The sequence below is a fragment of the Candidatus Omnitrophota bacterium genome (assembly GCA_028693815.1).
In the GTDB taxonomy this organism is placed as follows: Bacteria; Omnitrophota; Gorgyraeia; order Zapsychrales; family Aceulaceae; genus Aceula.
Genome location: JAQUUP010000011.1, coordinates 8141 through 26181, shown reverse-complemented (window position 1 = coordinate 26181; position 18041 = coordinate 8141). Strand labels below are relative to the sequence as shown.

The following is an 18041-nucleotide window of genomic DNA, read 5'->3' as shown; positions in this document are numbered from 1 at the left end:
TTCTCAATTCTTCTCCTAGTAACAACATGCTGCTTACCAACCTTCTCAGCTTTTATAAAACGACGCCAAATCCTTCGAACCACTTCTAAACAATTAACCTTTTGGTCTGCACGCTTAATCGCACAAACCAACGATCATCCGATCCTTACTTCCACGGAATGCTCTACTCGATCATCTATGAGACGTATTTCCATTTCCTTCTGAGCGACACCATCAACTGAAATAGACGTCACGCGATCTGAAGAGCCTGAACACGTAAAAATAATATGATAGAAGGTCTCTCTGTATCGGTAATGCAACTTCCAAGAGGGCCAATCGGCAGGAAGGCACGGATCAAATAAAAGTCTGTCCACTTTCAAGCGAATCCCCAACAAATGCTTAACGACAAGCTGATACATCCAAGCTGCAGATCCAGTGTACCAGGTCCATCCCCCTCGGCCAGCAAGACCAGGCGAAGCATAAACATCTGCGGCCATCACAAACGGCTCAACCTTATAAACAGCGCACTTATCCGCAGTATCAGAATGATGTACGGGGTTGATCATATCAAACAACTCCCAGGCTCTCTTTTTATCCTTTAACATCGCAAACGCAATTGCCGACCAAACCGCAGCATGAGTATACTGGCCTCCATTTTCCCTCACACCAGGGACATAGCCTTTGATATATCCTGGATTAAGAAAAGACACATCAAAAGGCGGAGTAAATAATTTCACAATCGCATGCTCCCTATCAACAAGCTGTCGATCCACCTGATCCATGGCCCCTTGAGCCCGTTCCCTCTTAGCCGCACCTGAAAGAACCGCCCAGGATTGTGGGATCGAATCGATCCGGCATTCACTATTCAAAGAAGAACCCAAAGGATCTCCGTTGTCAAAATAGGCCCGACGATACCACTCACCATCCCAACCATGCTTTTCAATATTTATGGCGAGCTTTCCTGCCTCCTCGGTGCAGAACTCCGAAAAAACCTTATCATTAACCTTTGCTGCCAAAGCCGCCATTGACTTAAGAATATCAAAAAGGAAAAAAGCAAGCCAAACGCTTTCGCCTTTTCCTTCAAGCCCAACAAGATTCATTCCATCATTCCAGTCCCCTCTTCCCATAAAAGGAAGTCCATGAACTCCAAATTTCAACGCCCTTTTAACGCTTAAAACACAATGCTCATAAAGCGTCCCCGATCGATCAGAAACTCTCGGCATGTCATAATAAGATTCTTCCTCAAGCTTTACCAAAGGCCCTTCCAGAAAACTAATCGTTTCATTGAGTACTCCCATATCTCCAAGCTCCTCAACATACAAGCAGGTCACAAGCGCAAGCCATAAATAATCATCCGAGCATTGGCTGCGAACCCCGCGACCAGAAGGCGGATGCCACCAATGCTGAACATCTCCCTCCACATACTGGTGCGCGGCAAAAGCCAAGAGTTTTTCCCGAATCATTTCTGGCTTTGAATGAACAAGCGCCATAACATCCTGAAGCTGGTCCCTGAAACCAAAAGCCCCGCCAGATTGATAATAGCCACTACGACCCAAAAGACGACAACTAATAACCTGATACTGAAGCCATCCATTCACAAGAAAATTTATCGAAGCATCAGGTGTTTCCACATACACAGCGCCCAAAGTACGTTTCCAATATTCCCAAACATTTTCAAGCTCCTGATGCGCCGCATCAATATTTCTAAAACGCCGAACGAGTTCCCGCGCGTCATCTGCCGTTTGACCGGAACCAAAAATAAAAAGAATCTCTTTCTCCTGACCATCTTCAAGATCCATCTTGACTTGCGTAGAAAGACAAGGGTCCATCCCTGCGCCTACTTTTCCTGAAAGCCTCTCTTTGTGCATTACTAGCGGCGATGCCATTGTCCCATTTCTTCCGATAACCTCGATCCGGTCTCCGCTAACAAACCGCGTCGGCTCACTGACATCTAAGAAAACAGTTCTACCTAAAAATTCTTTATTATAAGGATTCCTGGCAAAAAGAGCTCCGCTTTTAGGATCAATTTCAGTCACAATATGCGTATGATATTTATCTCGGGCAGTCCCCATTACGAGTTCGCAATACGCCATCGAGGAAAGCTTTCTGCGACGTCCAGAATCATTTCTAATCTTCAAAATCGAGAACTTAATTGCATTCTCAAGAGAAACAAACACTGTTAGCTCTGAAACAATCCCATTCTCAACATGCTCAAAAATGCTATAGCCGAATCCATGGCGAACAGTATAATTCGTTTTTCCCATCGCAGGAAGCGAGGTCGGAGACCAAAATCGCCCACTCTCCTCATCACGAATATAAAGCGCCTCACCCGTAGCATCTGAAACAGGATCGTTCTGCCAAGGCGTCAAACGGAATTCATGTGCATTCTCACTCCAAGTGTAAGCACTCCCACTTTCCGAAACAACAGTGCCAAAATTTTTATTCGCCAAAACATTAACCCACGGAGCAGGAGTCGCCCTCGATCGTGATGTCGTTACAACATATTCCCGCCCATCAGCAGTAAAACCACCTACCCCATTAAAATAAACCAAATCAGGCCGCCTTGCCGGCCCTTTCTCCTCTTGCCTAGAGTTTTCTTCCCGAACAGGCGTAAACGGTAAAACATTGACCGCAGGCTGTGTCATGGCTTTCAGTTGCTCGGCCAGAGTGCCTGCCCGATCAGAAATAATGATCCTGGCTACTGTTTGAATAAGGATCCGATCTTCTTCGGACATCTGATCCGCACGCCGTAAAAAAACGCCACCTTTTTGATTGACTATTTTTTCCGCATTCGCTGCGATCAAGCCATTAATCATTACCCCCAAATTATCACGATAGATAGAACTATCTTCATTCCATATCACCAAATCAACCTGAAGTCCTTTCATGCGCCAATAAGCATGAGCTTGTAACATTTGCCCGATCAGATCGATATTATCCTGATTTTCAATACGCACCAGAACAATCGGAAGATCACCTGAAATGCTATACCCCCAAAGATCTGGCTGACCCCTATTATTCCGACCCAAAATACTTGGGCTTGCTCTCCATGCAGGATTGGCATACAAAATAGCGCTAGCAAGACGACCATAAAGCTGAGCATCCTCTTCAGTCGCATTGATCTGTTGCAAAGCAACATGCCCATGAGTCCAAGATAAATTAAAAACACGATCAGCTAGATTCCGGTCTCTATATTTTTCCATAAGAGGCTGCGCGCCTTCTCGGTCTGCGCATACACCCGTCACGTAATCAATCACCACTGATTCGTCAGGAGCTAATTCAATCTGGTTACGTATCGAAACAATCGGATCAAGAACAGACCCCTCGCTATCTGCTAGACTACCTTGTTCTTCCATCACCACAGGATTAACAACCGTACGCCTTCGCCCAAGAAAGCGACTACGGTCCGTTTCATACGAAGCCCCTAAGGCCTTCCCTCCGTGAACCGCCATAAGATGTAGCATCCATGGAAACTTTTCCGATTCAGAACGAGGGCGACGATGACAAAGGATTGCTTGATGAGATTTAATAATCTCAGTCTCAACAAAAAGATTGCTAAACGCCCGATGAGCCTGGTCGTTTGCGGGGTTGTTGAGAACAACTTCCGCATAGCTCGTTACTTCAATGACACGCTTGTCGCGCGACCGATTGGTGATCGTTACCCGGCGCAATTCTATGTCATCTTCCGGAGAAACCGCGATCTCTGTATGCGTCATAATCTGATAATCCCGCCGTTTAAATTCAACCCGGGCTTGGGAAAACAAAGCTTCGTAATTCTTAGTCTTTTTTTGAGTCGGCTGATGCGCCGCAGACCAATACTCACCAGACTCAACATCCCGAATATAAATAAATGTTCCATCATTGTCCAAGGCGGAATCCTCACTCCACCTTGTCACCGCAAAATTCTTCCACCGGCTATAGCCTCCACCGGCGTTTGTAACCATCACGTGATACCGGCCATTGGACAAGGAATGAACTTCCGGAACAGGCGTTTGAGGAGTCTTAAATACTCTTAAGAGCGTTTCCCTGTCTTCAGTGTTACGCAACATCCCGGTCACTTCAAAATCATAAAGAAACGGCTCGACGGTAGGAACTCGTTCCTGAAGAAGAAGTTCCGTTGCCTTAAACATTGGCTCTGCAAGAAACCGTCTTTGCATAGGACGATCCAATAACGTATAGGCCAGAGACAACAAACTCATACCCTGATGATGCGCCATATAAGATTTAACGACCGCTCGAGTCTTATCCACAGCAAGACGAGCAGGCGTATAATCAACCGCTTCATAAAGGCCAAAGCTCCCAAGAAGTCCCTCTCTCGATAACCGCTCGAGATTCTCGCAAGCCTTCTCGGGCTCTATCATCAAAGCTAACATCGAAGCATACGGAGCTACGACAAAATCCTCAGAAAGGCCCCTTTTGAAACCCATATCCGGAATACCAAAAGAATGGTACTGATAGACCCTATTCGCATCAAGCTTGTTATAGCCAGATTCCGAAATCCCCCAAGGGATATTATTCTTAGCCGCATACCTAATCTGGCCGTTAACCGCAGCCTTATAAGTCCTATCCAGCAAACTTCCATCATAAGTCGGCATTACCAAAAGCGGCATAAGATATTCAAACATCGATCCTCCCCAAGAAACGAGAACAGGATCTCCTTCCGCCTTTGCGATCAAGCGGCCGAGCGTAAACCAGTGCTTCTGAGGCATTCGCCCTTGAGCAATCGCAACAAAACTGCAAAGGCGAGCTTCCGAAGCAAGAAGATCATAACAACCACAATCCAATTTATGATCACTAACGTTATATCCGATTGAAAGAAGATGGGATTTCTTATCATAAAGAAACTCATATTCGACCCCTGAGAGTTCGTTGCAACGAAGGATAATATACTCAATCGCTTTGATCCTTTCAGCAGACCGTGTGCCGGCCTCTTTGATCGTATCTTGAAGCTTTAAAAACCATTCACGAGCCTTTTGAGATTCCCCATCAGTGAGAGTTATTGCCCCGATGATCTCGTCGATAAGAGGCATCAATTCTTGCTCAAGCCTAGCGACTTCGCTTAAAGAAGGAATCTCATCCAAATGCCCTAAAGCCTCCCGAAGCTTGGAAAGCCGTCCTTGCTGGGCCTCTGAACCCCCATCCCATAATCCCGGCATTCCCGGAGGAAGTAAAATCCATGGCGCAATAAAAGACATATCTTCAAGAAAATCGTAACACTGCCGCTCAAAAGCGCGAACCCATTTATCAACATTCTTATGTTTTTTTAAACCTGGTTGAGAAAAAATCTTAGATACATCCATAGAAAGCTGACGTAAAAGAATATGGGTCTCTGAAAGATACGCACGAGAAGATTTAATCTTTTGTTGAAACTGTTCGATCCTCTGCGAAGTTTCTTTAAAGACATTAATAACGCCACTCTTATGGCCCTTCTCTATGTCTTCAACGCTTTTTTTTAGAATATTAAGAGTATCCATAAACCCATCAAACATTTTCTGAGAAACAATCTTGTGCTCAATCATTTCCATGAGCCCAGAACGTAAGACCATCAAATGGCCAACCAAATTCCCACTATCCACTGAAGAAACATAAAGAGGCATCAAGGGCTTAAGTGTCTCGGTGTCATACCAATTATAAAAATGCCCCTTAAACTTATCCATAAGATTTAAAGTTTCAAAAGTTTTTTCTGTCCTATTAAACATTCTCCCCATAGAAATATACCCAAAATCATAAGCCGACAAATTCGATAAAAATGACAATCCAATATTTGTAGGAGATGTCCTATGCGCCACCGAAACAACAGGCTCTTCCTGAAAATTATCCGGCGGAAGCCAATGGTCCTTTTCCGTTACAAAATTTTCAAAAAATTCCCAAGTCCTCCGAGCAAGGCTCCTTAAAAAAACAATCTTATCATCAGAAAGAAAAATTTTCTTTGAAGAAGAAGGGCGACTAATTCCGTAAACAAAAACGGGAGAAAAAAACCATAAACCAAACAAAATCAAAGCAAATCCATTAAAACTCGGAGATCCCACCAAAAAAACGACCAGTAAAAAGAATGCGACGATTAATTCAACAGCCATGCTTCTCAAACAGCCTGAAATATTATTCGGCAAGGAAGCCTGCGACTCAAGGAAAGTCGTCCATTCTGTCAAACGTTTACCCGACACAAACATTCTCCACAGCGTCCGCACAATCGCATCTAGACAGATAAACGCCTCATGCAGCAAAAAAACAAAAGAAAATAAAAAACGGATTATGTTCTTTTTGATCAACGAAAAAACTTTTCTTACGTGAGCCCAAAAAGTCATCTCGCCAGGTTTTCTAACAGCCTCTATGAAAATCATAGGAACAAGAGGAAATCCCAAAAGAGCAATCATCAAAACCGACCATACCCAAGAAGGCTCAATAAGCAACCATCCCGAAAGAAATAAAAAAACGGTTGTGCAAGGAACAAGACTGCGTCTTAAATTGTCCGCAATCTTCCATTGCGATAAAAAAGAAACTGGATTCCTTACTCTTGCACCGCCAGGTCCGCGCACAAAAGAAAACACCCAAGAAAGAATCTGCCAATCCCCACGAATCCAGCGATGTCTCCGACTTGAATCTTTTAAAAGCGCCGACGGAAATTTCTCATAAAATTGAACATCCGTCACAAGCGCTGACCGGGCGTAACACCCCTCTAAAAGATCGTGGCTTAATATCAGATTTTCCGGAAAACGGCCTTCCATAGACTTTTCAAAAGCGTCAACATCGTAAAGCCCTTTTCCGATAAAAGACCCTTCGAAGAAAAGATCCTGATAAACATCAGATACCGCCCTGGTATAAGGATCAATCCCGAAATCTCCTCCAAAAATTTTCACGAACAAAGACGAATTTTCTCCTGGATAACTCGGCTCAACCCTAGGCTGAAGGATCCCATACCCAGAAACGATTCGCTGTTTTCTTTCATCATAAACTGGACGATTCAAAGGATGCTCAATAACGCCTACAAGGTCTCGCGCTGCATTTCGAGGCATCCGAGTATCAGAATCAAGTGTAATAACATATTTCACACTTTGAAGCCTCGCAAAATCACCAAGGATCAGCTGAAACCTACCTTCTCCTCTCGCGCGAAGAAGCGCATTTAAATCTGCAAGTTTACCTCGCTTACGCTCATATCCCATCCATATTTTTTCTCGCTCATTCCATCGACGCGGCCTATGAAAAAGCCAAAAAACCTGATCTTTCTGCCGTCGATATTTATGATTAAGCTGCTCAATCCCATCTTTAACTTGCGTCAGCAATGCGGCATCCTCAGGCATAGTTTCCTGCGAAGCATCACAAAAATCTGTCAACAACGCAAAATCAACATTCGCGTCAATATTAGCAAGATAACGAACCTCCAGACCCTCCAAAAGTAATTCGATCGTTCTCTTGTTGTCTAGCATACAAGGAACAACAGTCAGTGTATGCGCATAGGCGGGAATCCCTTCGGAAAAATCCATCCGGGGAAGATTCTGCGGGGACACAAGTATCATCGAAAGCCAGTTCACCAGAGAAACCGCTGTCTGACTTATCGTGAAAAAAAGCGCCGCTCCCAAAAAAATAAACCATGACAAATTTAAAGCCCTGACAGATTGCATCCAAAACAAAACACCTGCAGTTGCAGCCAACGTCACGCAAAGAATAGAACCAAAATAAAAAACAGATGACCACAAAATTTTCTTTGCCTGCAAATATTGGCCAAAAGAAATCCGAAGGCCTAACTCATGACAAAAAGAATCCAACCCCTTATCGATTAAATAATATCCAATATGCGCTGTAATATGATCAGAACCGTTGGCCTCTTCAGCTATTTGAGCAATCTGAATTACACGCTCGGCAACTTCTTGCTCCTCAAGCTTGCTTCGCTTAGACAAATTCTCAATCACATGCCGGTAACGATCACGAGTTTCAAAAGACATTCTTAGATAATCTTTCGATGGGTCCTGAGCTAAAATCTTTTCAACAATACTTAATTCTTCAACGAAATCATGCCAATCGGCGACTTCTAAAAAACGTAAACTCCCAATCGTGTTTGCGATGGAAACCTGATCCTCAGCATGTTTTTGACTTGTCGCGCGGATGATTCTATCAAGAGTTTCTCCCTGCTCAGCAACCTTCTTTTCCAGCCAAGCAAAAGGAAGATCGAGGACCTGCTTTTGACCATACAGCCGCCGCGTAAATTCTGCGACAAATACATTGGATAAAGGAACAACATTCTTAGACATCGCCGCAATTTCAATGATCACTCCATCGGGATCTTCAGACGAAACCTTCAAAATCCGCGCAGTCCAATAATCTGCTTGATCTCGTTGTATTTGTGATGCAATCAAACGAGAGGATATGCGTCTCAAATTCTCAATGAGCGCCAACCTTAGCATGATAGGAATGGCCCACAGTTCGCCTAGCTTTAAAGGAGAAACTGTCTGATACGCATTAACAAATTCTAAGAGCCCCTGATTGTCCAAGCGTCCATCGCCGTGAGAAACCAGCTCCAAAGCCAAATCATAAACGCGCGGATAACCAGCCACCGGCCCCCGAAGAAGATGAGGTAGTTTTCGAATATAGTTTTCCGGAAGGTGTTTCTGGGTAAGCTTTATCTGTTCTTTGATAAGATAATAATTGTCAAGAAGCCATTCTCCTGCCGGCGAAATCCTTCGCTTGGATTGACCCGCCTCATTGAGCAATTCATGGGTCTCTGCAAGAACCTTTTCATTTTCTTTCAACCGAAACAAAAGCTTATTCTGACCCGGCTTGTAGCTGACCTGCTGCTTTTTCGCCAACTTCTTCGCGTATTTTACAAACTGATCAACACTAAAGAGTTCGGCACGAAAAGGCTGCTCTTCAACAATCCTATTCCGCCTCAGAAAAAGACTAAAACGCATCTTAAGAGACAAACAATAATCCTGAAAAGATCTCAAAGACAATACGCGCTCCAATTCTTTTTTAATAAGCAAAACATTCGGAAGATTAAACTTTTAGAAAAATCTGAAAATCACAACTAAGGCACAAACAGCTGATTAAAGGCTGAGGTATATATCGAGCTTGAAACCTGGGAAGTCTTCTTAAAAAACTCCACAAAAGAAAATGTCGGAAAAATAAGATTGAGCATTAACGCAATAATAACCACACTAATCGTATACACCAATACAATTGAAAAGAAATAATCTGGCTTAAATGCCACCTGGTCTTGCGAACGCAAATCGCGAGCTGTGAAGATCATATGCATTGCAAAAGTAAAACTAATCAAAAATAAATAATAATGAGACAAATCAAGCTCTTTAAAGAAAAATGAAGTAAAATAAAAAAGGACAAGAAAAACAATTGAATAAATTGGAAGAACTAGAGGGGCGACTTCCACAAGTGGCGTCAAAAACCGAAACACATCGGCAACAAGCCTTTTACCATACTGATATACTGGTCCTGGCTCATAAATAAAAAAATGAAAAATCAAATATGCCACCATGCCCCAAATAAAATATAAATATTGCCCTTCAGTCAACCCTGCAATCTGCCGAATAAAAGCAACCGTCATTCCAACAATTAATGGAATAAAAACCAAAAAAAACAAAAATTTTATTGCCTGGATAAGCTTAGCGCCCAATTTTCTCTTGTCCTCCCATATACGGTCTTAAAACTTTTGGAATAACAACTTCTCCGTCTTGCGTCTGATAATTCTCTAAAATCGCAACCATGGTCCGAGCAAGTGCAACACCCGATCCGTTGAGCGTATGAACAAAAATTGTTTTTTTAGTTTCTTTATCCTTAAAACGAATATTAGCACGTCTCGCCTGAAAATCCTCAAAGTTTGAACAACTTGATACCTCAAGCCATTTGTCTAAACCAGCCGCATACGCTTCAATATCATAACACTTAGCAGCCGCAAAGCTTAAATCTCCCGTTGCTAATATCAGCACGCGATACGGAAGTTCTAAAAGCTGCAAAATTTTCTCTGCGTTTCCGAGAAGTTTTTCAAGCTCATTATAAGAATTTTCTGGTTTAACAAACTTAACCAGCTCAACTTTATCAAACTGATGCACACGCATCAGTCCCTTCGTATCTTTACCATACGATCCAGCCTCTTTTCTAAAACATGCCGTATACCCTGTATAATAAATCGGCAACTCGTCTTCTCCTAAAATCTCATCTCGATGCAAATTAGTAATCGGAACTTCTGCTGTTGGAATCAAAAACAAATCTTCACCTTCAACCTTGTACATATCATCTTCCATTTTAGGAAGCTGTCCTGTGCCAGTCATTGATGCGCGATTAACTAGAAAGGGTGCAAAAATTTCTGTAAACCCGTGCTCTCTCACATGGACATCAATCATAAAATTAAAAAGCGCACGCTCAAGTCGAGCACCCTGGCCTTTGTAAACAATAAAATTCGATCCTGAGATTTTTGAGGCCCTTTTAAAATCAATAATATTAAGCGATTCAGCAATTTCGAGATGCGTCTTTGGCGCAAAACTAAGCTTTACTTTTTCACCCCATGTTTTTATTTCTTCGTTTTTATCCGGGCCACCCACAGGAACAGAAACATGAGGAATATTTGGAATTCCCATAACAAGCACCTGAAGTTTCTCATCAAGATCTTTAATCTCAGGCTCAAGACAGCTTATCTGCTGAGAAATTTCTTTCATCACTTCAATCTTTTCCTTAGGATCTTTTTTTTCCTTTAGAATAATTGCAATCTCGTCGTTGGCCTTATTTTTCTGCTCTCTTAAGCCATCCAACTTCACTGAAACTTTTCGACGATTTTCATCTAACGCAATCAAAGAATCCAAATCTATTTTATATCCACCACGCGCTATAAGAGCAGATCGAACAACCTTGTCATTGCTGCGCACAAATTTTAAATCAAGCATAATACTCCCTTTATTTAATTTCCAAACGTAATTTCAATCTGAGCAATTAGCTCTTTAGCATCAATCGGCTTAGTCAAATGCATATCTGCCCCTAAATCAAAATGATCAATGATATCATTAGCCGTATCTGATGCTGTTAAAAAAATGATCGGAATATCTTTAGTGCTCTCGTCTGCTTTAAGCTGTCGACAAACCTCTCGACCATCAATCTCCGGCATCACCACATCCAAAAGAATCAAATCTGGCTTACGCGATCTAGCTTGCGCTAATCCTTGTGAACCATTTTCGGCCAAAAGCAAATCATACCCTTGCTTCTCTAAAATCTTTTGAATTGTCAAGCGCTGTCCCGGTTCATCTTCAACAACCAAGATATTCTTTCCCTTTTTCTCAGCACATTTCTCTTTTTTACCGAAAAAATTGCAAATTTTCTTAAATAAACACATGCTCCCTCCTCTTTTGAAACTTTATTTTCAAATGAGCATTTTTATTATATTAGGAATTTATACGACATGCTAGAGGATTCTTAAAAACTTCATTTTTAATAATCTAAAACGATAATCAAAGAATACAACTCTCTCTTTACGAAAACTAATGAAGTTACTATAATATAATAATGAAAATTAAGTTCCGAATATTTAATCGCAAAGCGTTAAGCCTTCCCGAATTGCTCTTAGCGGTTTTTATTTTAGCTTTTTCAATTTCAAGCATCCTTTTGCTTTTTATTCGATGCGGATATCTAAACGAAGCAAATCGAAATCTCAGCCAAAGTGCGATGCACGCCCAATATATCATGGAAGAAATTAAAAATAAGAATTTTACTCAAATGCAGCAAGATGTCAATAATGGATACTGGAACTGGGATAGTGCGACAATAGCATCAAAAGGATTCTCACCATTAGACAACGAAACAACAATAACACAGCGCACAGGCACAAATCCAACAACAGTCACAACAACAATTTATTGGACAGATAAAAATGGGCGCAATCGAAACTACACATTAAGCTCAATCTTTACACAATGATAAATAAAAAAGCATTCACACTCATTGAATTAATGGTCGTCCTTTTAATTTTTACCATTATTTTATCCGGAGTTTATGGTGCGTTTACCATTGCAGGTTCTTTGTACCAAATAGACACGGCTTCCGTGAACATTCAACAACAAGCCCGTCAAGCCATGAACTGGCTTGTAAAAGATTTGCGTGCAAGCTCCACCGGAAGCATCTCAATATCTTATGGTGGTCCAGGTCTTGACGTTGTTACGTTTGATACTCCTTTTGGAACAAATATTCAATACTACGTCACAGCTGGACAACTTATCCGAGAATATCCAGTAGGAACAACTCGAGCTATTGCCAATAATATTTCAACTCTCGACTTTATTCTTTCAGTAAATACACTAAAAATTACTCTTGTCTGCTCAGCGACCGCCCTTAAAAGACCTCTCTCAATTCAATTAATAGAAAAAGTCACATTACGTAACTAAATGAGATCTTTTAAAAAAATGGAAATCTTTCGTTTTATGTATCATACTTAAGGTAGGGAGAAAGATGTAAAAAAGGATCTAAAAATGAATGTAAAAAATAAAAAAGGCATTGCTCTTATAACATCATATTTTATTATTTTTGCTCTTACAATTATGAGTACAGCTTTTTTGGCTCAAAGCGTCTCTGAAAAAAGAACTGCAGAACATTACGCAAAATCAACACAAGCTTTTTGGATCGCCGAAGGTGGTGTCGAACAAACCCTTTGGGAGCTTAACAGCAATGGCTGCAGTAATTGTCAAGCATGCGGATTAAATCAATGCCTAGCAGGAACAATTCCAGGCGTTGGCGATTATGATGTTGTGATTGATCTTACTAACAATACCCTCTCTTCTATAGGATCCGTTCCATCGCGCACTTCAGAAATGTTAGGCTCAAAAACAATTGAAATCAGTCTTTCTGGTGGCTCAAATCCCATTTTTACACATGCCGCATATGCAAACAATGAAATTCAAATTCAAAATAATGTTATTGTTGATAGCTATGATTCCTCAATTGGTTCTTACAATGTCAGCGGAAACATTGCTGCCAATGGAGATATCGGCACCAGCGGAACATCAACCGATATCATTGACATTAATAATAATGCATATATCGCAGGCGATGTCAGTACAGGCCCAGAAGGAACAGTAGACATTGGAAACAATGCAACTATCAGTGGAACAATTTCTGATGAAAATGATAGAATTCTCGAATCTGTTGTTATCCCATCAGTCCTAACCGAATTAACTTCGCAAGGCGACAAAACAGTTGGGAATAATGGCTCCTGGATTCTAACATCTGGAACCTACCGATACGACTCAATCACATTAAAAAACAATGTTGATATGACAGTTAGCGGAGACGTAACTATTTATGTTTCTGGAGATTTTAACGTTAAAAATAATGCCGATATTACAGTGACGCCTGGATCAAGTCTAACATATTACACAGATGGAACATTTCAAATCAACAATAACTCAACAGTAAACAACATGACACAAATTCCTGCCAATTTTATTGTTTACAGCACTTTTTCGGGAGATGACGGCATTCTTTTTAACAATAACGGAGAACTTTATGGAGCCGTATACGCTCCAGACACAGACGTCGAGCTTCGAAATAATGCCGTTACTTATGGTGCTCTTGTAGGAGATACCGTCACCCTCAAAAACAATGCTGGCGTGCACTACGATGAAGATTTAGCTTCTATTTCCTCAGGGTCTTCTTCTGGATATACAATTGCAACATGGCAGGAACTTTAGGACGTCTCGCCGATCTGGTCACGCAAAATTTTCGTCCAACAAATTATTTGATCAAGTGTCTGATCCTTATCAGAAAGAGGATTAATAAAACCTTTTTGTTCGATGATTTCATTATCTTTGAGAGCTAATTTCATCTTATCTAAAGTGTTCGCTTGAACACCTTGAAAACAACAAAAAATCGCGATCTTCTTGTTCTTTAAATTAACATTTCTAAAAAAACTTCTAATCGCAGGCGCATAGCTAAAAGACCAAACCGGTGTTCCAATAACTAAAGCATCATAATCTTCAGGGTTTTTATCAAAAGCCTCAAGCTCTGGAGTTTTGCACATCACAACTTGCCTTCCACCCCAAAAATATTTCATAAAACCTTTCGACTTTACATCGCTTTTGGGCTTAAGCTCTAAAAGATCGCCACCAATTTCACGAGCTACGTTTTCAGCTACAAATCGTGTATTTCCTTCAAAAGAATAAAAAACAACCAATGATTTCATTTTTTATTTTTCCCTAATTTTATATATTTCAAGATACGCCAAGCATACATTCCAAGAATTCAAACAATGCGCGACTATTCAATCTATGCTTTATTTTGATAAGCGGCCACTGCTTTTTTTTAAATTATAATCAACATAACCACACAAAACCTCTTGAACTTTTGTGGAAGGTGGAACAACAAAATAATGAGAAATAATAGCATGCGCAATTTCATGACCTAGCATTCCTAAAGTTGTATCTTCTAGAGAAATATAGATTGTATTCTTGTCAAAGAAATAAAATGATCTTTCATGCATACGATACCCTGAGTATTTTGAAAAAATACTTTCAACAGATTGAGCATTTGGCAAAAACTTGATCTTCCCTCGAAAATTATAACTATGAATATCTAAGATATCAGATGTCTCAAGATAAACCGCATCAATAACATTCGACAATGAACGATTCACATTATCTGATTGTGGATCTAAAATCTGCTCTGGTTGCAAAGAAAAGAAATCAATCTTTTTTAAGATCTCATAAACATCAGATTGCGAAAAAGCATAAATCTCAAAGTATTTACTGTCTGCAATCTTAGTCAAGGATTGTTCTTGCGCCTCAGATTGAGACACAAAAACTAAACTTAAAAACCCGACAAGAAAAACTAAGGTGATAAACCCTATAGATTTTTTAGGCATGTATTTTTAAGATGTTTTAAATTTATTAAGTTTGTCATCTAAAGACTTCAAGGAAGCGTCTATCTTTGCTTTCTCATCTTCAGATATTTTCATCTTAGCGTCACTCAAAAAAGTTTTTAAAGAAGATACCTCATTTTTCATATCTTTAATCTCCTGATTAAGAAATGCCGTCATCGTCTTTAAATGCTCAGGAAGCGACTGCAACTGATCATGATCACGAATTCGAAATGAACGAGTCAGATCTCCAGACTTAACCTCTTCAACTTCTTTAGCTAATCTGAATAAAGGTCCTGAGATTTTATGAGAAACGAAAAGAGTTAAGACTCCCACAGAAATGCCAGAAAAAAGGAAAACAGTGAAAAGTGTTTGCATGGCCAACGGGAACATAAAGTCTGCTGTTGTTTTTGCAATCACGCGCGTATTCTCGATCATAACTGTATTTGAATGACGAGATAAGAATAAAAGGAGCATCAATATCAATAAAGATGAAACAACAACAATAACGCAAAATGCTAAAATAAAATTTGTTTGAAACTTCTTATCAATAAAATAATTTCTTCGCTTATAATTATTTTCCATCGCTCTCTCCTACTATTGGGCCATTAATTTCAAGAAGTTCATAATCAATATCGATAGAGCTTTTTTTAGAAAGAGCATCAATCCACTGCTCAATCAATCTTTGCTGCTTACTTCTAAATAAAAGTTTATGCAGCTGATCTTTAACCTCGTCAAATGTTTTGTCCTTAAACTCTTTATCTTTATGAGCTTCGTACAAAGTCTTCATCTCTTCTTCGCTGACCTGCGGCTGAAATGATGGTTCAGCGCCTTTTTTAGCTATAATGCTTTTAAGAAGCGACTGCTCCCAAAAAAGCTGAATGTCATCTAAGAATTTTTGATCTTTATCTAGATTCATATCTTCAGCTTGTTTTAACATTAATTTTCTTGCAATAAAGACATCCAAAAACGCTTGCTTCCCTCCTTGTGGCACTTGCACAAACAAAGAATTCTCAAACGCCTTGTTGTACTCATCTTTTGTAAAACTCATTTTATCAATCTTAACTGCAATCTTCGATCCATCGTCAGATTTTCCACATCCAACAATAAGCAAAGCAACAATAATTAGCGCAAACATTCTCTTCATAACTTTATCCTTTCTTAATTTATTAATATATTTATTATCTTACTGTAATATGGGGTTATTTCAACCTAAAAATAAAAAAACGGGAAATTTTATAAATTTCCCGCTTTCTATAAAACTATCCTCTCAAATTATATGAGGTCTTGATTAGTGTCCTGATCATCAAGCCAACCGAAATAAGGATCTAACTCTCTTTCCTTCTTTAGGTTAATGTTTTCCTCAATAAATTCATACGCATCAGCATCTAGATTAATATCTTCAAAAGCCTCTTCATCTGTTTCATTTAGAGGGTGATAAAGATAAAAAACTGGTGTTGCTTGAGAAAAAGATGCATAGCGATATGGTTCTAAAATTTCCCAATACGCTTTATCAATCTTTTCGGCTGAAGCTAAAATTTTATCAGAACCCGCCCCTGAAGGACCGAACATCTTAGGTGGCCAAATTTGAACACCATTATAATAAACATATCCTGGAGGATTTAACGGTGCTGGATTCAACGTTCCCGTTAAGAGTGGAATCATTATTCCGCCAGTTATTGTTCCTGTCATATTTCCAAAAACATCCATTGGAGGAGGAATAACGGCATTAACAATATTTGAAATTTGATAGTTCGTTAAATCAACAGACAGCGTTCCTGTAATATCAACATCCAACGGTGTTCCTGTTGGCGTAATTTTTCCATGAGGTGTAAGAATCGAAGAATCACCATTAGCGATAATATGCGGTGTTGTTTGTAAAGAATTTACAGCTACCGATCCATTATTCGCTAAAAGATTAACACCGCTATTATAAGATTCAACAACAGCGTAAAGAGCTCCTGGTGTACCAAAAATCAAATCACCGGTTAATGTCTCGATGTCAATTGTTCCATCAGCTTTTACATAATTTAAAAACATGTCTCCTTGACTATAAAGGTCAACTGCTCCGCCACTTGCAATAATACCTGTCCAGCTTCCTCCGGCGATCATATTACCAACCAACTCTCGGACAAAAATATTTCCAGTCCCAGTGTTCCAAGCATTTGCGTTGCCAAGAGTAAGCGTACTTACTGTATTGACACTATTTTCAATATTAACGTCTCCTAGAGCAATATTCGCAAAATCAATTGCATCAACCTTTGTTTCAATTGCATCTGAGGCTGTTCCTATGCCTCTATAGGCTAATAAACTTGTATATAATGAATCAATATTTAAAGCAGATCCGTTGTTATCAGCGATAGCGCCATTAGTCGCTTCAAGATAAACACCGTTTTTACTTTTAACTGTTCCAAGATACATTTCTTTATTGTCCCATCCTGGAGTTGCATTGTTTAAGCCAGATGCTGTTAGGTAAACAGATCCGTTTGATGCGTCATTAATCACAGAGTCAACATAAAAATCTCCATTTATATCTCTAACTTGGATGTTACCCGAAGTTGAATTATAAGCTGAAAGATTATGCGTATGCACTTCGATCGTGTCACCTGAACCAATTCCGTTTATTGCGCTAAGAAAAATCGAATCTGAATCGATATTCCAATTATCTCCATTAAAATCAACGATCTCTCCATTATTTGAAATCAATGAAACAAGACCATTGTGCGCTGTTAAACCTGACACAGCAGGATTCGTATCTTTCCCTAGAAGAATATCTCCGTATGCATCCAAGATAATGTCTCCTAAGTTTGCATTGGCAATCATGACATTAAGATCCCCTGCAGTTTGAGACAAGTGAATCCCTCCGTCATTCCAATTGCTAGCAATTAAATTTAAAATTCCATTAATCGCATAAGGTCTAATTTCTAATGAATCTGAATTTGTCCCGATGCCATTCTTAGCAACAAGCTTAACGGTGTCAGCTGTCAAATTAATAATACTTCCATTGCCATCAAGAATGCTTCCCTGGTTTGATGTCAAAAAAATCTCATTTGGACCATTAGAAGTGTTGGCCATAACCTGTCCTAAATTCATATTGCCATCAGATGTAATTTTGATATCACCTGCTGTTGAATTGTTGACGTTAACAACATTAAGATCACCTAAAATATCTGTAACGCGAATTCCATTCGTGAAATTAAGTGCGTAAAGATCATTAACATCT

General features: G+C 39.9%; 12 protein-coding genes. 3 read left to right on the top strand and 9 right to left on the bottom strand.

All coding sequences use genetic code 11. The features are described from left to right. Positions 1-134: 134 nt before the first annotated feature. The 4 genes from PHY73_05025 to PHY73_05010 form a co-directional block, all read right to left on the bottom strand. Positions 135-8918 carry a glucoamylase family protein gene (locus PHY73_05025; GenBank protein MDD3375068.1) on the bottom strand — a complete coding sequence of 2928 codons (8784 nt, stop codon included), beginning with the start codon at positions 8916-8918 and terminating at the stop codon, positions 135-137. Between the two features lie 80 nt (positions 8919-8998). Then, positions 8999-9601 (bottom strand): hypothetical protein, encoded by a 603-nt coding sequence (locus tag PHY73_05020; GenBank protein MDD3375067.1) that lies wholly within the window; start codon positions 9599-9601, stop codon positions 8999-9001. Continuing rightward, entirely contained in the window at positions 9591-10865 is a 1275-nt protein-coding gene (gene serS, locus PHY73_05015; GenBank protein ID MDD3375066.1) for a serine--tRNA ligase, read from the bottom strand. The genes PHY73_05020 and serS overlap by 11 nt, the downstream gene beginning before the upstream one ends. Positions 10866-10879: 14 nt before the next feature. Further along, complete coding sequence (locus PHY73_05010) at positions 10880-11308, bottom strand: response regulator (protein ID MDD3375065.1); 429 nt, start codon at positions 11306-11308, stop codon at positions 10880-10882. Positions 11309-11478: 170 nt separating this feature from the next. On the opposite strand from PHY73_05010, the gene PHY73_05005 reads away from it, so the two are divergent. The 3 genes from PHY73_05005 to PHY73_04995 all read left to right on the top strand — a co-directional run bounded on the left by PHY73_05005 (position 11479) and on the right by PHY73_04995 (position 13655). Beyond that, positions 11479-11889: a hypothetical protein gene (locus PHY73_05005; protein MDD3375064.1), complete on the top strand. Its 411-nt coding sequence runs from the start codon at positions 11479-11481 to the stop codon at positions 11887-11889. Further along, positions 11886-12353 carry a prepilin-type N-terminal cleavage/methylation domain-containing protein gene (locus tag PHY73_05000; GenBank protein ID MDD3375063.1) on the top strand — a complete coding sequence of 156 codons (468 nt, stop codon included), beginning with the start codon at positions 11886-11888 and terminating at the stop codon, positions 12351-12353. Before PHY73_05005 ends, PHY73_05000 begins: the two co-directional genes overlap by 4 nt. 84 nt (positions 12354-12437) lie before the next feature. Continuing rightward, a complete protein-coding gene (locus tag PHY73_04995; protein ID MDD3375062.1) occupies positions 12438-13655 on the top strand; it encodes a hypothetical protein in 1218 nt (405 codons plus the stop codon). Here the strand turns inward: PHY73_04995 and PHY73_04990 are convergent. The 5 genes from PHY73_04990 to PHY73_04970 all read right to left on the bottom strand — a co-directional run. Beyond that, positions 13652-14146: a flavodoxin gene (locus PHY73_04990; GenBank protein ID MDD3375061.1), complete on the bottom strand. Its 495-nt coding sequence runs from the start codon at positions 14144-14146 to the stop codon at positions 13652-13654. The two genes, PHY73_04995 and PHY73_04990, sit on opposite strands and share 4 nt — an antisense overlap. Before the next feature lie 90 nt (positions 14147-14236). Further along, positions 14237-14824 (bottom strand): hypothetical protein, encoded by a 588-nt coding sequence (locus PHY73_04985; protein MDD3375060.1) that lies wholly within the window; start codon positions 14822-14824, stop codon positions 14237-14239. A 6-nt stretch (positions 14825-14830) separates the two neighbouring features. Further along, positions 14831-15403: a hypothetical protein gene (locus tag PHY73_04980; protein MDD3375059.1), complete on the bottom strand. Its 573-nt coding sequence runs from the start codon at positions 15401-15403 to the stop codon at positions 14831-14833. Beyond that, complete coding sequence (locus tag PHY73_04975; protein MDD3375058.1) at positions 15393-15992, bottom strand: SurA N-terminal domain-containing protein; 600 nt, start codon at positions 15990-15992, stop codon at positions 15393-15395. Before PHY73_04975 ends, PHY73_04980 begins: the two co-directional genes overlap by 11 nt. A 101-nt stretch (positions 15993-16093) precedes the next feature. After that, on the bottom strand, positions 16094-18041 hold a 1948-nt coding region (locus PHY73_04970; protein MDD3375057.1), incomplete at its 5' end, for a hypothetical protein.